Source organism: Hyunsoonleella sp. J2K-J805 (assembly GCF_057167125.1).
The window spans coordinates 367,619-384,961 of the sequence record NZ_CM169901.1; the positions used below are offsets into that span (position 1 = coordinate 367,619).

A 17,343-nucleotide genomic window follows, 5' to 3' on the forward strand; every position below is an offset into this window, starting at 1 on the left:
TTATTAGCATTTAATGCAAATATATCAACTTTTAATGAATTGTCACTGTTTGAGCGTAGGGAAGTGAAAGCTCTTTTTATTTTGTGAGGTACGAGCAAAATGAAATGTGCTTGAACGTGCGGCTGGCTCTTTTTTCAGCTTGTGTACAACGGTTACGTATAAGAATAGTGCGGTTTTGTGTCCGAGGATTTTCCGTAGGAAAATCGGAGTGACCAAATACGCACCAACCCTTTGATTTAAGATTAAACTTAAGCATTATTTTTATACATTGTTGGCATTAGTTTTTTTAATATTTTTTCGATAATAATATTTTTCAAATCCTTTTGGGAAATCAGTTTCCGTTCCAATTTTTTCAAATCCGAGTTTCTCATAAAACTCAGGCGCTTGAAATGAAAACGTATCTAAACTTATAAATCTACAATTCCGTTTTTCTGCTTCTTTTTCCGCTTCGATAATAAGTTTCTTACCTATTCCGTTGTTTCTTTTTTCAGGTTTTACAACAAAGGTTTTTATTTCCAATGTTCCCCAAATCGAACGTCCATAAAGTCCACCAATGATTTCATCATTATCATCTCTAACAATTATTTCAATCGGTTTATTAATTTCATCAGCAAACTGTTCAGTTTTACTTTTGTTATATTCCATTAACAACTCGACAACTCTGTCATAAGATTTTTGGTCGACTTTGTCTGCTACTTTAACGTTCATTTCTCAAATTAATGCCAACTTGTTTATATACGGAACTTTCTTCTTTATATACCTCCAAATTGGATGGCTATGCGGAAGTTTTGACTTTTTTTATACCTTTTAGCCCTCACCATAAAAGAATGAAAATTCTGATGTTTATGCAATGTCGCAATTTTTTAAATTTTATCAAACGGATTTTTGATTTTTCTGATACTAGTTTCTGATACATGGGTATAAATCATAGTAGTTTTTGGGCTATTATGGCCTAATAATTCTTGAATATATCTAATATCTGTACCGTTTTCTAAAAGGTGAGTAGCAAAACTGTGTCTTAGGGTATGCAGCGTAATACGTTTTTTTAAACCTGTTTTCTCTGTTGCTCTTTTCAAAATTTTTTGGGCAGTACTACTACTATACTGTTCCTTATCTTGCCCTTCAAACAAATAGTGCTTTGGTTTATAGGTTTTATAATACGCTCTTAAAAGCTCAAGAAATGATGAAGACAGCAAAGTATATCTATCTTTTTTGCCTTTGGCGGCTTTTATGTGTATTAGCATTCTTTTACTGTCTATATCGGTAACTTTTATGTTGATGGCTTCTCCTATTCTTAAACCAGCAGAATAAATTAAGCTTAAAAGCGTTTTGTGTTTCAAATTTGTAATACTGTCAAATAGTTGTTTTACTTCTTCCAAACTCAATACGGTTGGCAATCGCTTTTCTTTTTTTGGGCGTTTTATATTAAGTTGGTTAATATCTATACTTTTGTAATCTAAATATTTTTTAATGCCATTGATGCATTGATTTTGGTAGGATACCGATTTGTTTGCCCTAACAATAAAATCGTAATTAAAAGATTCTATTAACCTTGCAGAATAATGAGTTTTGTTTTTTAGTGTGCTATACCTCATAAAAAAAGATGTGACTTCTGTATAGGAGTTTACCGTGTTTATACTCAATCTTTTTTGTTGCAGCCATTTTTTAAATCTAGCAATATCTTTTTTTTGATACTCCGTAAGTGTGGGAAGTTTTATTGGATGAGGATTAGTTTTTATCTGTTTTGGTGCTTTTAATTCCTTATAATCTACAAACCAATTTTTTAATCTTAGATGTTGGTATGCCTGTTGTTTATTTTGTGTTGTAAATGGAATGTAAAATGTTTTATGTGTTTGGCTCCATTTCACTTCAGGTAGCTTTTTTAGATGAAACCTTATTTCTTCATCATAGTTAAAAGAAAACGCTATTTGAAGAGCGTTTTTATGCTTAAGAAGAGAGAGTTTTATACGTTTCATAGTTACATATTATGTATAAATATATGTAATATAGATTTGTTTTACTACAAATACTAAAGATAAAATTGCACAAAACTGTTTTTAGTTAGCCTAATTAAAAATATGTAAAACAAGAAAACTTTATAATTGGATATCTGGCCTTAAACTAAAAATGAAGTGGTTATGTTGAAGCGTATAATTTTATTAATACCCAAGCGCTGAAAATAGTAGCTTTCTCAGTTTAACAAAAAAAAGCTTAATTTAAAGCAGCTTTATAAGTGTCTAAGCAACGCTCTCTCGCAAATTTATGATTAACGATAGGCTGTGGGTAGGTGAGTTCTTGAAAATCTGGCACCCAGGTTTTGATATATTCCAAGTCCTGGTCAAATTTCTTAATTTGTGTGGTAGGATTAAAAATTCTAAAATATGGTGCCGCATCTACACCAGAGCCCGCAACCCACTGCCAGTTACCAATGTTGCTCGCCATTTCGTAATCGTGCAACTTTTCAGCAAAATAAGCTTCGCCCCATCTCCAATCGATAAGCAAGTGTTTACATAAAAAGCTACCTACCAGCATACGCACGCGGTTGTGCATAAATCCAGTTTCGTTTAACTGTCGCATACCTGCATCTACTAAAGGATAGCCTGTATTGCCCTCGCACCAGGCTTTAAACTCTTTTTCGTTGTTACGCCATTGAATGCGGTCGTATTTTGATTTGAAGCTCTGGGTTGCGGTTTCTGGAAAATGCCATAAAATCTGCATAAAAAACTCGCGCCATATCAGTTCCTGCCAGAATATCTCGTTTTGCTCCGCAATGGCTTTCTTAATCATTTTACGAATACTAACAGTGCCAAAACGCAAATGTGGACCTAAACGTGACGTTGCATCTTTTGCAGGGAAATTACGTGTGGCTTCATATTCTTGTATTAAAGTGGGCGTAACCGTATATGGTGTAATGTGTTGTGATGATTTTTTAAACCCAATGTCGGATAAACTTAAGTTTTGCAATCTAGTATGCTCCACCAAATTGTTTAAATATGGGTTGGTGTAAAAAATCTCTAAATCATAGGATTTGAATTTTTCTTTCCAAGTTTTCATATAGGGTGTGTAAACCACATACGGGTTTCCATCCGCTTTGACAACGTCATCTTTTTCAAAAACAACTTGGTCTTTATAAGTTTTAAATTCAATATTGTTTGTTTTTAAAAATGTTTTAACACGCTCATCTCGCTCACTAGCATAGGGCTCATAATCATGATTGGTATAAACACAATCAATATCAAAATCTTCTATTAATTTCTTATAAATATCAAGTGGTTTTCCGTAATACATGGCAATACCGCTGCCGTATTCATGCTGAAGCGTATTGCGCATCTCTTGAAGTGTGCTGTGTATAAAGTTAACACGTGCATCATCTTCAGGAAGTTTATCTAAAATGTCCGAATCAAAAATGAATATGGGAAGAACGGGATGTTCTCCTCTTAAGGCTTCATAAAAGCCTTTGTTATCATCCAATCGTAAATCGCGTCTAAACCAAAAAATGGATATGAGTTGTTTCATATATGCTAACTTTCATTCTTAAAACTGAAGTGTCTTTAATTACCCTTGTATTTTGTTTGATAAATTTAGAACTGTTAAGAACAACCTAATACAGGTAAATTAATACTTCCCAAAAAGCTCTTCCAATTTCTGCGTTCTATAGCTGAAAATCTCTTCTAATTTGGGCTTCACTAAGATAGGGTGAACTAACTGACCAATAAAACCAAAAGGCACTTTATAATCAATAATATCTTCCATCTCTACACCACCATCAATTTTCTTGATAAAATGTTTGTGATGCCATAGTGCATAAGGCCCAAAACGCTGCTCGTCTACAAAATACTGCTTATCAATGCAATGCGTAATCTCTGTAACCCATTTTGTTTTTACACCCAGAACAGGCGTTACAATATATTGAATAATTTGGCCAGCATACATTTCTCGATCTGCGCCTGACAAAATATTAAACCCCATATAATCAGGGGTTATAGTTTTTAAGTTTTTAGGATCAGATAAAAAATCCCACGCTTCATTTACAGAGATAGGTAGCTTTTGAGTTTTATGTAATGTATAAATTTTCATGCAACATTAAGATTTATCTAAAAAGATATTAAGGTTTAATTGTTTAATAAAATATAGCCGTTAAGCGATGAAGCGATACAAAGCCAAATAAAATAGGGGATTATAAGTATGGTTTTAAAGCGCATTACTTTTGCGTATAAAAATGTAAATAAACCAACAACACTGGTTAAACAGATAATAACTGTTAACCCTAGGCCAATAAAGTGCAGATTAAAAAAAATATAATTCCAAATAACATTTAATACAAACTGAATACCAAACAATGTAATAACGGTTGCTCTAGGCTCTAATTTATACAAAAAGGCCATATAAATGGAAAAGCATATCATGATGGTTGTCCAAGCTACACCAAAAACCCAACCCGGAGGCGTCCATGGTGCTTTGTTTAAATTCATGTACCACTCTGTTTGAGGCCCGTTAGCCATTAATAAGCTACCAATGGCTAATGCTCCAAAATTAATGACCAAAAATATGATTGTGGTTTTAAGCAGCTTCATGTTTCATGCCATTCAATATTTTTGCCAGTTCCTGTGCTTGAGCATATTTTCTATCGCTAGCAGCTCTGTTGATAGAAGATAACTCGTGCCATTCTTGCATTAATTTTTTAAACTTCTCTTCTAATTTTTCTCTTTTTGATTTTCTTTTATACAATCCTAACATAGCTTTTATTTTAAGTGTTTTACAATTTTTGAACTCATGGGGTTTGTGGATGAAAAAAAGTAATCTATCAAATGGCCTTCTTTATCTACTAAATATTTTTGAAAATTCCATTTTACCGAGGAATTTGAAACACCATTGTTTACTTTTTGAGTAAGCCAAGTGTATAATGGATGCTGTTCTTTTCCTTTTACTCGTATCTTTTCGGTCATTAAAAATGACACACCATAATTAACTTCACAAAATTGATTGATGGTATCAGCGTTTCCTGGCTCTTGCCCACCAAATTGATTACAAGGAACTCCGATTACCTGAATTTTATCTTTGTACGTATTATACAATTCTTGAAGGGCTTTGTATTGTGGTGTAAAGCCGCATTTTGAGGCAACATTTACAAACAAGATGTGTTTTCCTTTAAATTGAGCCAAATCTATCGGTTGGCCGCTTAGGGCATTTATATCAATATCATATATGCTCGCAACATCCATTTTTTTCTCTTCGGAAGAGGAGCCCAAAGTGGCTACAAATGTTTTTAAGATATTCATAACTTAAATTTTAAAACTTACAATGCCGCAGTCCATTTCAAATACCTGACCAGAAATTGAGGATGATTTTTCAGATAATAAAAACTTAGCCATATCTGCAACTTCCTCTGGGGATAGAAACTTTTTAAGAGGATGGCGCTCCGTAATATTTTCTATCATTTTGTCGTTTCGAAGTAGTTTTGATGCTAAATCGGTATCCGTAACCGTTGGGGCAATGGCGTTAATGCGAAATGTAGGAGCAAGTTCTGCACCTAATGATTTTACCAAACCTTCAACTCCAGATTTAGCAACAGCAATACTAGCATGATAGGGCATACCTAATTTAGCTGCAACTGTACTGAATAATACAATAGAAGGCTTGCTTCCGTTTTTAAGGATAGGAAGGTATTTTTGAATTACTTTTACTGCACCAAGTACATTAATTTCAAAATCATCTTTAAAATCATCAATACTTAATCGAGATATGGGTTTTAAATTGATACTACCAGGGCAGTAGACTAGTCCATCTGCCGTTTCGATATCTGGTAAATCTTCTTGAGTAACATCGCATTGGTGGTGAGTTAGATTGATATGCGATGTTTTCGGGGTACTCCTACTAATGTTTATAACATTAGAATATTCTAAAAGTTTTTCAACTATAGCTTTTCCAATGCCCTTACTTCCACCAACTACAATTATTGTTTTCATGGGTTTCAGGGCATTTTGTTTTTATGGCCTGCCCTTTAGCCGTTTTTCTATTTTTTGTTTGATTACGGTTAAACGCTTCATCAAATCCATAATTTCAGGATCTTTTTCTACTTTATAGATGTCGTTCAAGCCTAATATTAAACTTTTTACTTCTCTAGACGATTCGATGCGCTCACTTGTAGTTTTAAAAGTGTGTCTACGCTGTTCGAACTCTAAAGCCTTGTCAATAATCTCCATAAATTTTAATCTTACTATATTTAATGTAAATGCACTATTATTTGCACATTTTCGCAATATAATAAAATATAGAAGATTACCTATTTTTAACCCGAAATATTAGATAAAATTTAATATTTCGGGTTTTTAACCACCTGTTTTTGATAGTAATACCATTATAAACGCATTTTTAACCGCTTTTCAACCTTTCTTTTTATAACGGTTAATCGTTTCATGATATCCATAATTTTTTCATCTTTTTTAGCCTTGTAAATCTGATTCAAATCTAAGATTAAGGCTTTTGCTTCTCTAGATAATTTAACGCGATCACTTGTAGACAAGGATTTCATTTTTCTTTGCTCAAACTCTAAAGCTCTGTTGATTAATTCCATTTCCATAATACTATCCGTTTAAATAATTCTGTAACTCTGTGATTTTTTTTGAAGTGTTAAACTTTCCGCCATAATAAGCGGTAACCGTCGATGAGGTATCATCTTTTATACCTCTTGAAGATACACAAAGGTGTTTTGCATCAATAATCACAGCGACATCTTCGGTATCTAAAATTGATTTTAATTCGTTTGCTATTTGATTTGTTAAACGTTCTTGTACTTGCGGACGCTTTGCATAATATTGTACTATCCTATTCAGTTTAGAAAGTCCAATAACTTTACCAGATGATATATAAGCTACATGAGCTTTTCCAATAATTGGTACAAAATGATGTTCACAATTAGAATAAAACGTTATGTTTTTTTCTACCAACATTTGATTGTATTGGTATTTATTATCAAACAAGGCTACTTTGGGTTTATTCTCAGGATTTAAGCCTGAAAATATCTCATCTATATACATTTTGGCAACACGTTTTGGTGTGCCTTTTAATGAATCGTCTGTGAGATCTAATCCCATAACTTCCATGATTTCTTCAAAGAGTATTGCTATGCGTTCTTTCTTTTCAGTATCACTTAGTCTAAAAGCGTCCTCTCGCATAGGGGTTTCTAAACCTGTATAGAGGTGGTCATCTCCAATATCTTCTAGTGAAAATCCATTTAGTTTGTGCCCGTTTGTTTTTAATTTTTCTAATTGCATAATCTCTTTTTTTTGTGCTGTCTTAAATATTTCATTAATCAAAGCACGTTAGCGTTTTGAAATTTTATTGTGTGTAATTTGTTTTTGTCTGCTACATTTAAAGCGACCTTCTTCAAATCCTCTTAATTTTTCGTGTTTTGTGGTTCTACCTTGAACGCGCTTTCGCCACATTTTGAAACTACTTGGTTTCATTTCACGTCGCATCAATTCTATAACTTCTTGTTCCTTTAAACCAAACTGAAATTCTATCGCTTCAAAAGTGGTTCTGTCTTCCCACGCCATTTCAATTATTCTATCTATTTCTTCTGTAGCAAAGTTCATGTCTGTAGAAAGTTATATTGTTGGTCGTACTTTATTTTTTCATCTAACATTTTTTTGAAAAACGTTTTATTCTCTTTAAAGGTTTTGTTGTTTTTAAAATGAATATATTTTCCTTGGGCATGGATACTCGCACCATTCGTTTTATACATCACCAGCTGATAATATGGGATGGCCCAAGTGAAATTTTGCAGACCTTTATTGATGAATATCAAAATGCCACTTTTTCTCAATTCAATATTGGCGTAATTGATATCAGAAACCGCATTTAAATAGGATTGCATATTCGGACTTACCTCTCCCACAATCATTCTTTTAGAACCTACACCTTTCATCTTCAAAGACTCTAGTAATGTGAATGATCTTCCTACTAAATCCTCTAAAAGCAGCTTATGTTCTCTGTTGTGGTGTGTGGTATTAAGTATCATGTTTTTAACTTTACATACCAAATATACAAAATGTTTAACTTTTATTAAAATAAGTTAAACAAAAATAAAAATAATACTATTGATAAAACTTATTACGTGTTTAACATGTTGTTTAACAGGTGTTTATGTGTCTTGAAGTCTACTTCTTGTGGTATGTTTATTAAGAATTCTTTTGCTTTCTTCCAACACGGTTTTGTCCTTGCGCAGTTTCCAAAGGGCATCACCCGCTTTTTTTCGAGTAGTATCTAAATCGACAATAGGCCTTGGATAATCATTGCCTAGTTTAAAATTGTAGAATTGCTGTTCCAGTGCCGTCATCAAATAAGGCTGATGTGCAAAAGGCGTATCTAGTTTTTCTAGCTCTGGCACCCATTTTTTTATAAAAGACGCATCAGTATCATGCTCTAAACTGTTTTTTATAGGGTTGTAAATACGCAGCATATTAATGCCTGTTTCGCCTGCTTGCATTTGTAGTTGCGGAAAGTGTATGCCAGGTTCAAAATCTAAAAACATTTGCGATAAATGTGTAGTAGCTTCTTGCCAAGGTTGCCAAAGATTATGAGTAAAAAACGAAACTACCAAGGCACGCATTCTAAAGTTTAAGTAGCCAGTTTCATTTAAACAGCGCATACACGCATCTACCAACGGATATCCAGTATTTCCAGTTTTCCAAGCGGTCTGATATTTTTTTGAGATACTTTTTTTTAGTCGGTGAAACCCTTTATTTACACTAGCTTCTTCCATAGTGTGCTCCATTTCAAACTTTTGAATAAAATGCGTTTGCCAACGCAATCGAGACATAAATGCTTCCAAAGCCTTTTTATGTTTTGACGTTTCTTTTAAATGATAAGCCTCATGATACACTTCTCTAACAGATAGGTTACCCCAAGCGATGTATGGTGAAATTCTACTGCAACTTGTTCTGGCCAATTCTGGTTTAGAGATATGTTGCATATAATTAGGATAGCGTTCTGAAAAAAAGGATTTAAGATATTTTTTCCCTGTTGAACGTCCTCCTTTTTGAAACGGTGTAAACTCTGGGGTGGATAAACTTGGTATGTTCAGATTTTGTTCTATCTCGTTAATAACTTCAATAGAAACCAATTGGTCCTGCCTTGGCTGAAAGGGGAGTGGGGCAATAGCGTAAAATGCATCTACTTTTTTGTTCCAACCTTCTCTATTTTCTAAACCTCGTATTACGCCATTATTGATATTTTCATGCCAATTAATCAAATTATTCTTGCAAAAGCGTTTGAAATTTTTATCGCGCTCGTAAGTCACAAGAATTCCAGTTTCTTGGTGAGAATAGATATCAGAAATTCTAAAATGTGATTGCAGTTGGTTGATCGCAGCAATAATATCAGATTGTACCACAAGTACTTTGGAATTATAGTGCTGAAGTTCAGCGTTTAAATCTACTAGAGATTCTTTTATAAAATTCCAATGGCGTTCGCTGTAATGAGCGTCTTCCATCAAGAGAGGCTCGAAACTATAAAGTAATAGAATTTGTCTTCCAGCCTTTAGGGCATTAAAAACAGCTTCGTTATCGTGTAAACGCAAATCGCGTTTTAACCACACTACATTTACTTGAGGCTTAGTATTCATCTTGATGTGTAATTATGTGTTGCGCGCGTTTTTTTATATTTTGCAGTTGGCTTTTATCCATTTTATCAAGCAAGCTATACATCATGCCCATTCTAAAATTATTTCCTAAATACTCACGCTTTTCGTCAAGGAAATTCCAATACAGGCTATTAAATGGACAAGCGTCTTCTTCTGTTTTTTTACTTTGGCTGTAATGGCAACTAGAACAGTAATTGCTCATTTTGTTTATGTAAGAGCCAGAGGATACATACGGTTTCGTTGCTATTTTACCACCATCAGCAAATTGGCTCATGCCTCTTGTATTAGTTAGCTGTACCCATTCTATGGCATCCAAATAAATACCCAAGTACCATGCATCTACTTCATCTGGATTGGTTTGCGTTAAAAGGGTGTAATTTCCGGTAATCATTAGCCGCTGTATATGGTGCGCATAACCATTATCTAGTGAATTTGTAATGGCATGTTTTAAGCAATTCATTTTCGTATTACCTGTCCAGAAAAATTCTGGAAGCTTATTATGATTGTCCAGCTTATTTAAACTTTTGTAATCGGGCATAAACGCCCAATACATCCCTCGCATGTATTCACGCCACCCTATAATTTGCCTTATAAAACCTTCTACTTGCGAAATATGAATATGTTCACCATGTTTTCTATAATAATTGAGAATCGTTTTTACAATATCTTTTGGAGAAATCAATTTTAAGTTCATAGCAAAAGATAATCGAGAGTGAAACAGATATTCTTCATCAGTATGCATCGCGTCCTGATAATCCCCAAAGTGAACCAGCAAATGTTCGCAAAAATATTTGAGCTGTTCTAGTGCCTGTGCTCTAGAAGTAGGGTAGGGAAATGTTTTGGTTTCAAATTTACCTATAGTTTCTATTTTGGCATCCTCAATATCTTTTACAGTTTCAGAAACATCATTTTTAAAAAGCTTGTAGTTTGGAATTTCAACCTCACCTTTCCATTTGTTTCTATTGCTCTTGTCATAGTTCCATTTGCCGCCTTCTGGTTGATTAGCTACCATCAAAATATCATGTTTCTTGCGCATATCTCGGTAAAAGTTTTCCATGAGATATTGCTTTTTTCCTTTGAAAAAGGTCTTTAAATCGTCTCGTCTGGTATAAAAATGTTCTGCAGTGTACGCTTTTGTTGAAATTTTAAGATTATCACAATATGTTTTTAGTTGCTCATCCAATCGGTATTCATCAGGGAGCATATATTCAAAACACTCAATGTTATGTGTTTCTATTAATTGTGAAAGATTTTCAGTGAGGTTTTGCGTATTATCTTTATCATTTATTTTGAAGTAAGCAATTTGATGACCTTCAGATTTTAAATGGTCATAAAACTGACGCATTGCAGCAAAAAAACCGATCACTTTCTGGATATGGTGTTTTACATAGTCAGTCTCTTGGCGCATTTCAAACATGCAATACAAAATATTATCGTTAGTTTCTTTAAACCACGAGTGTTTCATGTTTAACTGGTCGCCTAATATGAGTCTTAGCGTTTTCATTTAAAACAGTGTAGGTTGCAACCATAGATTTTGAAATTTATTATTGGCATCATAGCGTTCAGCTTGCAAACTCACGTTAAATTTTCGGTCTCTAGGATCGTTGCCAACACCAGAAACATACATCCAATTGCCATAATTGCTATGCACATCATAATCTAATAGCAGTGACTCAAAATATGCAGCACCAATTCTCCAATCTAGTAATAAGTCTTTTGAAAAAAATGATGCTACATTTTGCCTACCTCTATTGCTCATCCATCCTGTATGTTTAAGTTCTAACATATTGGCATTTACAAATGTTGAACTGGTTTCCCCTTGAATCCATTTGTTTAATAAAGTTTTATCAATCTTCCACTGGTAATCTTTTTCAAGAATACCGCCAATTTTAAAGATGTTATTTCCGTGTTTTAATGATATGTATTTGAAATAATCTCGCCATATCAATTCAAAAACTAACCAATAGGTCGATTGATTTTTATAATGTTCTTTTTCAAATTGTTTCACAGCCCAATAGATGGTTGCTGCCGAAATACTGCCATTTGCCAACCAAGGCGAAAATTTAGAACTGTAATCTTTCCCCAATAAGCCATTTCTAGTTTTTTTATAGTACCCTAGTTTTTTAGTTTGAAAAAAGTAATCATCCAAACGGTTTAAGGCTGAATTTTCACCACCTTCAAAAGGAAAGGCTGAATTGGGATGCGTTTTAAAATCTTCGAAGCCCAAGTTTTCAAGTGTTGGCACCTCGGTATTATTAGAAATTTTTTGGATTGGTTCTGGCGGTATCGGATGATGCGTTGGTCTTACCGCACAATTTTTTTCAACCTCTTTTCTAAACTGGGTGAATACTTGAGGTATGTGTTTAAAAGACATAGTGATGTCTTCTGGATGAAATAGGAACTGATTATAATATTCGTAAAAATCAGTGTTTTCAGAACAATTTTGTTTTACAGCTTCTAAGACTTCAATTTCTTCACTGGTCCACTCTTTTTGAAGGAAGATATTATTAATATTGAACTGCTCAATGAGTCTTGGAATAGCATGTTCTGGTTTTTTGTTGAAAACGAATAACTCGATATTTAGGTCCTTAAGATTTTGTTTTAAATCATTAACCGTTTCAATTAAAAACTTTGCTCTAAATTTTTCAGTTTTTTTGAATCCGAAAGTATTAACCTGAAAATGTCGTGGATCGAAACAATAAACCGCTATAATGTGTTTATGTTGTTTAGTGGCTTCATTTAATACGGCGTTATCATTAACACGTAAATCGTTTCTAAACCAAACTAAGCCAATGTTGTTTTGTTTCTCCTGCATCGTTCGCTACAATATTTTACGTTGTCCCAATTGTGTTGCCATTTCTTTCTCCAAGTAAAAGGTAAATTGCAAGTTTTACAGATTTTCTGTGGTAAGTGTGGCTTTTTGTGACTCAACTTCAACTAGTTTATTTATCATACCAGAAAATATAAAACCATGGAATGGCAGAACGCTATACCAGTATAAGCGCCCCCATAGGCCTCGTGGTCTAAAAGTGGCGGTTTGTTTAAGTTTCCCATCTTCAATTTTAAACTCTAACCAGGCTTCTCCTGGTAAACGCATTTCGGCATAGAGCAATAGTTTTTGTTTTTCTTTATCTGCAAAAATCACCCGCCAAAAATCTAAAGCATCTCCGGCATCCAGTTCTGTCGGACTTGTGCGTCCACGTCTTAAACCTATACCACCAAAAAGTTTGTCAATATAACCTCTAATGCGCCATAGAATTGTACCGTAGTACCAACCGTTTTGTCCGCCAATACTCCAAATTTTTTCTATAGTTTCTTCGGTATCAGTTACATAACGTTCTTTGTAATCCTTAAAACAACCAAATTTTGGCACATTTACATATTTATGTAGTTGTTTGCCCAGTCTTCCGCTACTTACCATAGAATCTTTCCAGCTGGAAACAATACTATTTTGCTCTATTTTTTCGAACGCTAATGAGACTGCTTCCTTGTATGTTATCGGATTGACATTCAATATTTGATTAATCTCACTTGGTTTTCCTATAATTTGAACTCCCATACTATCCACAAGTGATGTAGCCAATTTATAAGATGTAGAGGTAACAAAATATAGCCAATAGGATGATAACTTTGGCGTCATTACTGGTACCGTTAAAATGTAGCGTTTCAACCCGCGTACTTCTGCAAATTGCATCAGCATCTCTTTGTAGGTCATTATTTCTGGTCCAAAAACATCAAAACTTTTGTTGTAAACCGCTTCATTACCAACCGCTCTAGATAGAAAAGCCAAAACATCTCTAACTGCTAAGGGCTGCGTTTTCGTATTTAACCATTTAGGTGCTATCATAAAGGGGAGCTTTTCAACTAAATCCCTTATGATTTCAAATGAAGAACTCCCCGAACCTACTATAATGCCTGCTTTAAAGATAGTAAGTGCATAATGCTCTGAAGCTAATATATTTTCTACATTTTTTCTTGAACGAAGATGTTTAGAAAGTTCATCTTCATTAGTAATGCCACTTAAATAAATAACTTGTTTAGCATCTGTGGTTTCAATATATTCCCTAAAGTTTATAGCACATTTTTCCTCAAGTGATTCAAAATCCTTGGAGGAATTGGACATAGAATGTATTAAATAATACGCAGCATCAATTCCTATTGGTATGTTTTCTAGTGTTTCTGGCTTTAAAAAATCAGCTTCAATCACATACACATTCTCATCTTCACTATAACTTTTATCAGCTCTTAATCGATCTCTTACAACACAAACAACGGTATGCCCCTGATTTAATAAAAACGGGATAAGGCGCTTGCCTATATAGCCTGTTGCTCCTGTTACAAGAATTTTCATGATGTTTCTGATGCTAAAGTTTTGGGTCTTTGATATCCATAGCGAGTATTGCTCTTTGGAATTACATAACCATCCAAACCATTTATGGCTGCTACTTTTCCTTTTGATAGGTTGATGAATCCATCATCTTCAATCAGTTCATTATCAACATATAATCCAACTACTTTTCCAATTACTAAAATGGTATTATTTGCTTTAATTGGATATTCCTCAACAAAGCGCATTGCTAATTGGATAGGTGCATTCTTAACGAATGGAGCCTTAAATCCTGTTTTGTATTCCGAATCTAGTTTAGTGACTTCAAATTCAGAGATATTACTATCGTATTTAGCCGAGGTATGGTGTGCATCTTCTTTAATATTATCATGAATATGATTGATGGTGTAAACACCAGTGGCCTTTAAATTCTCGTAAGTGTTGCGAATTACAGTTGTTGGGCGTAAAAAGAATCCTAACATCGCTGGACTTGACCCTATATGCGTTACCGAACTAAATACCGCTACATTTTCAATGCCATCTTCTGAAACTGAACCAATAAGGTTAGCAGATTTGTAACCAGAGCAACTATTAATTAAATTGATTTTATAGATGTGATTTAAATTCTGTATGTCGCTTTCGCTGAAATACTGCATGCTACGATAGTTTTAAATAGTTATTGATTTTAATGTGTTCTGCTTTTAAATCAAACATTAAGTTGTATAGTCCGAAAAATGTACGGTTGATATAGATAAAGTGTTTTGAACCCCGGTTACCATTCATCTTCTTTAAATCGGTACTTTTTGAGTAGCGCTCGCCCAGTTCGGCAATTTTCCCGAAAAACGTTTCATCAGAAAAGTCGAAAGTGTCTTGATGAAATGGCTGTGTAAATAAGCTTAACATTTCATGAAACATTTCAGTAAAGAAAGTAATCTCATCTTTAGTATCATCTTCTCTCAAGATTTCAAGCTCATAAAGTTTTGAAACAAAATAATCTCTGTTATTAATGTTTTCAGGTAAAGCAAGCTCAAAATAGGGTGTATAAAATTCCTGAGGGATGGTTTTCATACACCCAAAATCAAGCGCTATTAATTGGCTGCCTGAAGAAATCAGGAAATTTCCAGGATGAGGGTCTGCATGAACTTTTTTCAATTTATGAATTTGGTACATGTAGAAATCCCAAAGGGCTTGTCCTAATTTATTTGCTTTTTCTTGGTCTGTATTATGGGCTGTAAATTCTGAAAGGTGCTCACCTTCCATATAATCCATAGTTATGATGCGTTCAGAAGATAAGTCTTCATAATATTTTGGAAACCTTAAGTTGTCGATGTGACTACAAGCCTCGGAAATCTCTTTGCTTTGCGCCACTTCTAAAATGTAATTGGTTTCTTCAACCAATTTATGTTCTACTTCTTTAAAATACTTATCGGAATCTTTTCCTTTGATGTTGAACATGCTCATGGCTACTGGTTTTACCATAGCTAAATCTGAAGCAATACTCTCTGCAACTCCTGGATATTGGATTTTCACAGCAAGTTTTTTCCCATTCTTAAAAGCGACGTGCACCTGACCGATGCTAGCAGCATTTACAGAAGTTGCATTGAAAGTATCAAACAGTTCATTAGGGTGTTTTCCAAAGTATTTTTTAAATGTTTTTATGACTAATGGTGGCGATAACGGTGGTACGGAAAACTGAGCCAGCGAAAACTTTTCTACGTAGGCTCTTGGCAAAATGCTTTTTTCCATACTTAGCATTTGTGCCACTTTAAGTGCACTACCTTTTAATTGTTTTAAACCGTCATATATATCTTCTGCATTGTTTTTGTTTAAACGCTCTTTGGCTTCTTCTTCGGTTTTTACAATTTTATCACCATAATATTTTAAATAATTCACGCCTACTTTCGCACCTGTAGATACAAGTTTTGTAGCTCGTTGAATTTTTGAAGTAGGTATGTTATCAATGGTTTTCATTAATTCATGTGGAATTTTTCTTTAAACAAAAATTTACCAAGGTCTATGACGCTCTTTACAGGCGCAACATCTAACACATCAAAAGTGGTGTTAACGGATTTTTCAATAAAAATATCGGTCTTTTCAAAAGAAGCCGAAGTATCGTCTAACCAAAACTTCATAGTTAATAATAATTGTAACCATGCCGACTCTTTTAAAGCGCGATCCTGAATTTTCTCAAGCTGTTCTTGTTTTATGTCTAACATTTGTATTCCAAGTTCACTAATGTATATGGTAAAATGTATTTTTAAGTCAGACAATATTTTTAAGCCTTTTAAATCATTTTTATACTTATCTAAGACATGTTTTACGTAGCTTCTGTTTGCCGTTAAATTTTCAAAAAAGGTGTAGTAAAAACTTAATAGTTTATTACGGGCGTCAAATATTTTATAATCTTCACTTTTTTCTAAAGCCTTAATTGAGTTTGTGTAAAATGCTTCAAAAATACCCTTCTCAATACTTTCGAAAGATGTAAAGTGTTCGTAAAATTTAGCTTCTTCAAAATTGTTCATTTTGGCAAAAGCAAATACAGTTTTTGGGTTCTCATCATGCTCTAGTACATAATCCATGTACCAAGTGATGATATCGTTTTTTGAAATGGTTTTTTTCTTTGCCATAATTGATTTATTTATGGTAAAGATACAAAATGTTTAACTAATAATAAAAAAAGTTAAACAAAATTAAATTTTGGTTTAAAAAAATACTAATTTATGTACACCCCTGTGGTCCCCTCAAGGGGACATATGCTTACTCAAACGCAAAAGTTAAGATCTAATATTTAGTATGCTTTGCAATATATTTTTTTTGAAACTGTAGATTTCTTTTGAAAAACAGTTTGTTTCAAGAGTATGAGTGGTGTCCCCTTGAGGGGACTTTAGGGGTGTTACGTGTCTACTGCTCCATTAATCCGCTGCAGGTTTCTTCAATAACCAACAAAACACTGAACATATTCTTCTTTACTTCTTCATTGGAAAATCTCAAAAATGTTACGCCATAAGTCTCTATTTCAGCTTGTCTTTTTAAATCATACACATCATTGAAATCATGACTCTGCCCATCAATTTCAATAGCTAATTGTATTTCATGACAATAGAAATCAACAATATAATTTAGCATAGGAACTTGTCTATGAAACTGTACACCAAATGCTCTTTGCTTGATTTTTTGCCATAAAAGTACTTCTGGAAGCGTGCTGTTTTTTCTTAATTGTCTAGCGCGTTCTTTTAGTTTTGGATTGTATGGAATGATTTTGTTTTTCACTTTTGAAAGATAACTTTTTCTAAAAGAATGAATAAGAATTTTACACCCCTAAAGTCCCCTCAAGGGGACATTTGCTAACTCAAACGCAAAAGTTAAGATCTAA

At 33.7% G+C, this 17,343-nt stretch carries 22 protein-coding genes; all 22 read right to left on the minus strand.

Features of this window, described 5'->3' with window-relative positions; all coding sequences use genetic code 11:
- Positions 1-261: 261 nt before the first annotated feature.
- Positions 262-708, minus strand: a complete 447-nt coding sequence (locus AC1B0Z_RS01615; RefSeq protein WP_483793805.1) for a GNAT family N-acetyltransferase — start codon at positions 706-708, stop codon at positions 262-264.
- 155 nt (positions 709-863) lie between these two features.
- Positions 864-1,976 (minus strand): tyrosine-type recombinase/integrase, encoded by a 1,113-nt coding sequence (locus tag AC1B0Z_RS01620; protein WP_483793806.1) that lies wholly within the window; start codon positions 1,974-1,976, stop codon positions 864-866.
- Between the two features lie 235 nt (positions 1,977-2,211).
- Complete coding sequence (locus AC1B0Z_RS01625) at positions 2,212-3,516, minus strand: cryptochrome/photolyase family protein (RefSeq protein ID WP_483793808.1); 1,305 nt, start codon at positions 3,514-3,516, stop codon at positions 2,212-2,214.
- Between the two features lie 99 nt (positions 3,517-3,615).
- On the minus strand, positions 3,616-4,077 hold the full coding sequence (locus tag AC1B0Z_RS01630) for an SRPBCC family protein (protein ID WP_483793809.1): 462 nt from the start codon (positions 4,075-4,077) through the stop codon (positions 3,616-3,618).
- A 35-nt stretch (positions 4,078-4,112) separates the two neighbouring features.
- Complete coding sequence (locus tag AC1B0Z_RS01635; protein ID WP_483793811.1) at positions 4,113-4,574, minus strand: TspO/MBR family protein; 462 nt, start codon at positions 4,572-4,574, stop codon at positions 4,113-4,115.
- Positions 4,561-4,737 carry a Lacal_2735 family protein gene (locus AC1B0Z_RS01640; RefSeq protein ID WP_483793813.1) on the minus strand — a complete coding sequence of 59 codons (177 nt, stop codon included), beginning with the start codon at positions 4,735-4,737 and terminating at the stop codon, positions 4,561-4,563. The genes AC1B0Z_RS01635 and AC1B0Z_RS01640 overlap by 14 nt, the downstream gene beginning before the upstream one ends.
- A gap of 5 nt (positions 4,738-4,742) precedes the next feature.
- Complete coding sequence (locus tag AC1B0Z_RS01645) at positions 4,743-5,279, minus strand: glutathione peroxidase (protein WP_483793814.1); 537 nt, start codon at positions 5,277-5,279, stop codon at positions 4,743-4,745.
- 3 nt (positions 5,280-5,282) lie between these two features.
- Entirely contained in the window at positions 5,283-5,966 is a 684-nt protein-coding gene (locus tag AC1B0Z_RS01650) for an SDR family NAD(P)-dependent oxidoreductase (RefSeq protein WP_483793815.1), read from the minus strand.
- Between the two features lie 21 nt (positions 5,967-5,987).
- On the minus strand, positions 5,988-6,203 hold the full coding sequence (locus tag AC1B0Z_RS01655; RefSeq protein ID WP_109353114.1) for a hypothetical protein: 216 nt from the start codon (positions 6,201-6,203) through the stop codon (positions 5,988-5,990).
- Positions 6,204-6,358: 155 nt separating this feature from the next.
- Entirely contained in the window at positions 6,359-6,574 is a 216-nt protein-coding gene (locus AC1B0Z_RS01660) for a hypothetical protein (protein ID WP_483795226.1), read from the minus strand.
- Between the two features lie 10 nt (positions 6,575-6,584).
- Entirely contained in the window at positions 6,585-7,274 is a 690-nt protein-coding gene (gene folE / locus AC1B0Z_RS01665; protein ID WP_483793816.1) for a GTP cyclohydrolase I FolE, read from the minus strand.
- Between the two features lie 48 nt (positions 7,275-7,322).
- On the minus strand, positions 7,323-7,595 hold the full coding sequence (locus tag AC1B0Z_RS01670; protein ID WP_483793818.1) for a TIGR03643 family protein: 273 nt from the start codon (positions 7,593-7,595) through the stop codon (positions 7,323-7,325).
- Positions 7,592-8,020: a hypothetical protein gene (locus AC1B0Z_RS01675; RefSeq protein ID WP_483793820.1), complete on the minus strand. Its 429-nt coding sequence runs from the start codon at positions 8,018-8,020 to the stop codon at positions 7,592-7,594. The genes AC1B0Z_RS01670 and AC1B0Z_RS01675 overlap by 4 nt, the downstream gene beginning before the upstream one ends.
- A gap of 123 nt (positions 8,021-8,143) precedes the next feature.
- Positions 8,144-9,625 carry a cryptochrome/deoxyribodipyrimidine photo-lyase family protein gene (locus tag AC1B0Z_RS01680; RefSeq protein ID WP_483793821.1) on the minus strand — a complete coding sequence of 494 codons (1,482 nt, stop codon included), beginning with the start codon at positions 9,623-9,625 and terminating at the stop codon, positions 8,144-8,146.
- Positions 9,615-11,147, minus strand: coding sequence for a cryptochrome/photolyase family protein (locus AC1B0Z_RS01685; protein ID WP_483793822.1), 1,533 nt, complete (start codon positions 11,145-11,147; stop codon positions 9,615-9,617). Before AC1B0Z_RS01685 ends, AC1B0Z_RS01680 begins: the two co-directional genes overlap by 11 nt.
- On the minus strand, positions 11,148-12,458 hold the full coding sequence (locus tag AC1B0Z_RS01690; protein ID WP_483793823.1) for a DASH family cryptochrome: 1,311 nt from the start codon (positions 12,456-12,458) through the stop codon (positions 11,148-11,150). It abuts the gene before it with no gap.
- Positions 12,428-12,574 carry a DUF2256 domain-containing protein gene (locus AC1B0Z_RS01695; protein ID WP_483793824.1) on the minus strand — a complete coding sequence of 49 codons (147 nt, stop codon included), beginning with the start codon at positions 12,572-12,574 and terminating at the stop codon, positions 12,428-12,430. The genes AC1B0Z_RS01690 and AC1B0Z_RS01695 overlap by 31 nt, the downstream gene beginning before the upstream one ends.
- The gene (locus tag AC1B0Z_RS01700; RefSeq protein WP_483793826.1) at positions 12,534-13,994 is read right to left on the minus strand and encodes an SDR family oxidoreductase; all 1,461 of its coding nucleotides are present in this window, start codon (positions 13,992-13,994) and stop codon (positions 12,534-12,536) included. Before AC1B0Z_RS01700 ends, AC1B0Z_RS01695 begins: the two co-directional genes overlap by 41 nt.
- A complete protein-coding gene (locus AC1B0Z_RS01705; RefSeq protein WP_483793827.1) occupies positions 13,991-14,626 on the minus strand; it encodes a flavin reductase family protein in 636 nt (211 codons plus the stop codon). Before AC1B0Z_RS01705 ends, AC1B0Z_RS01700 begins: the two co-directional genes overlap by 4 nt.
- 1 nt (position 14,627) lies before the next feature.
- Positions 14,628-15,941, minus strand: a complete 1,314-nt coding sequence (locus tag AC1B0Z_RS01710) for an ABC1 kinase family protein (RefSeq protein ID WP_483793828.1) — start codon at positions 15,939-15,941, stop codon at positions 14,628-14,630.
- Positions 15,941-16,597, minus strand: a complete 657-nt coding sequence (locus tag AC1B0Z_RS01715) for a TetR family transcriptional regulator C-terminal domain-containing protein (protein WP_483793830.1) — start codon at positions 16,595-16,597, stop codon at positions 15,941-15,943. The genes AC1B0Z_RS01710 and AC1B0Z_RS01715 overlap by 1 nt, the downstream gene beginning before the upstream one ends.
- A 274-nt stretch (positions 16,598-16,871) precedes the next feature.
- The gene (locus AC1B0Z_RS01720; protein WP_483793831.1) at positions 16,872-17,240 is read right to left on the minus strand and encodes an endonuclease domain-containing protein; all 369 of its coding nucleotides are present in this window, start codon (positions 17,238-17,240) and stop codon (positions 16,872-16,874) included.
- Between the last annotated feature and the right edge of the window lie 103 nt (positions 17,241-17,343).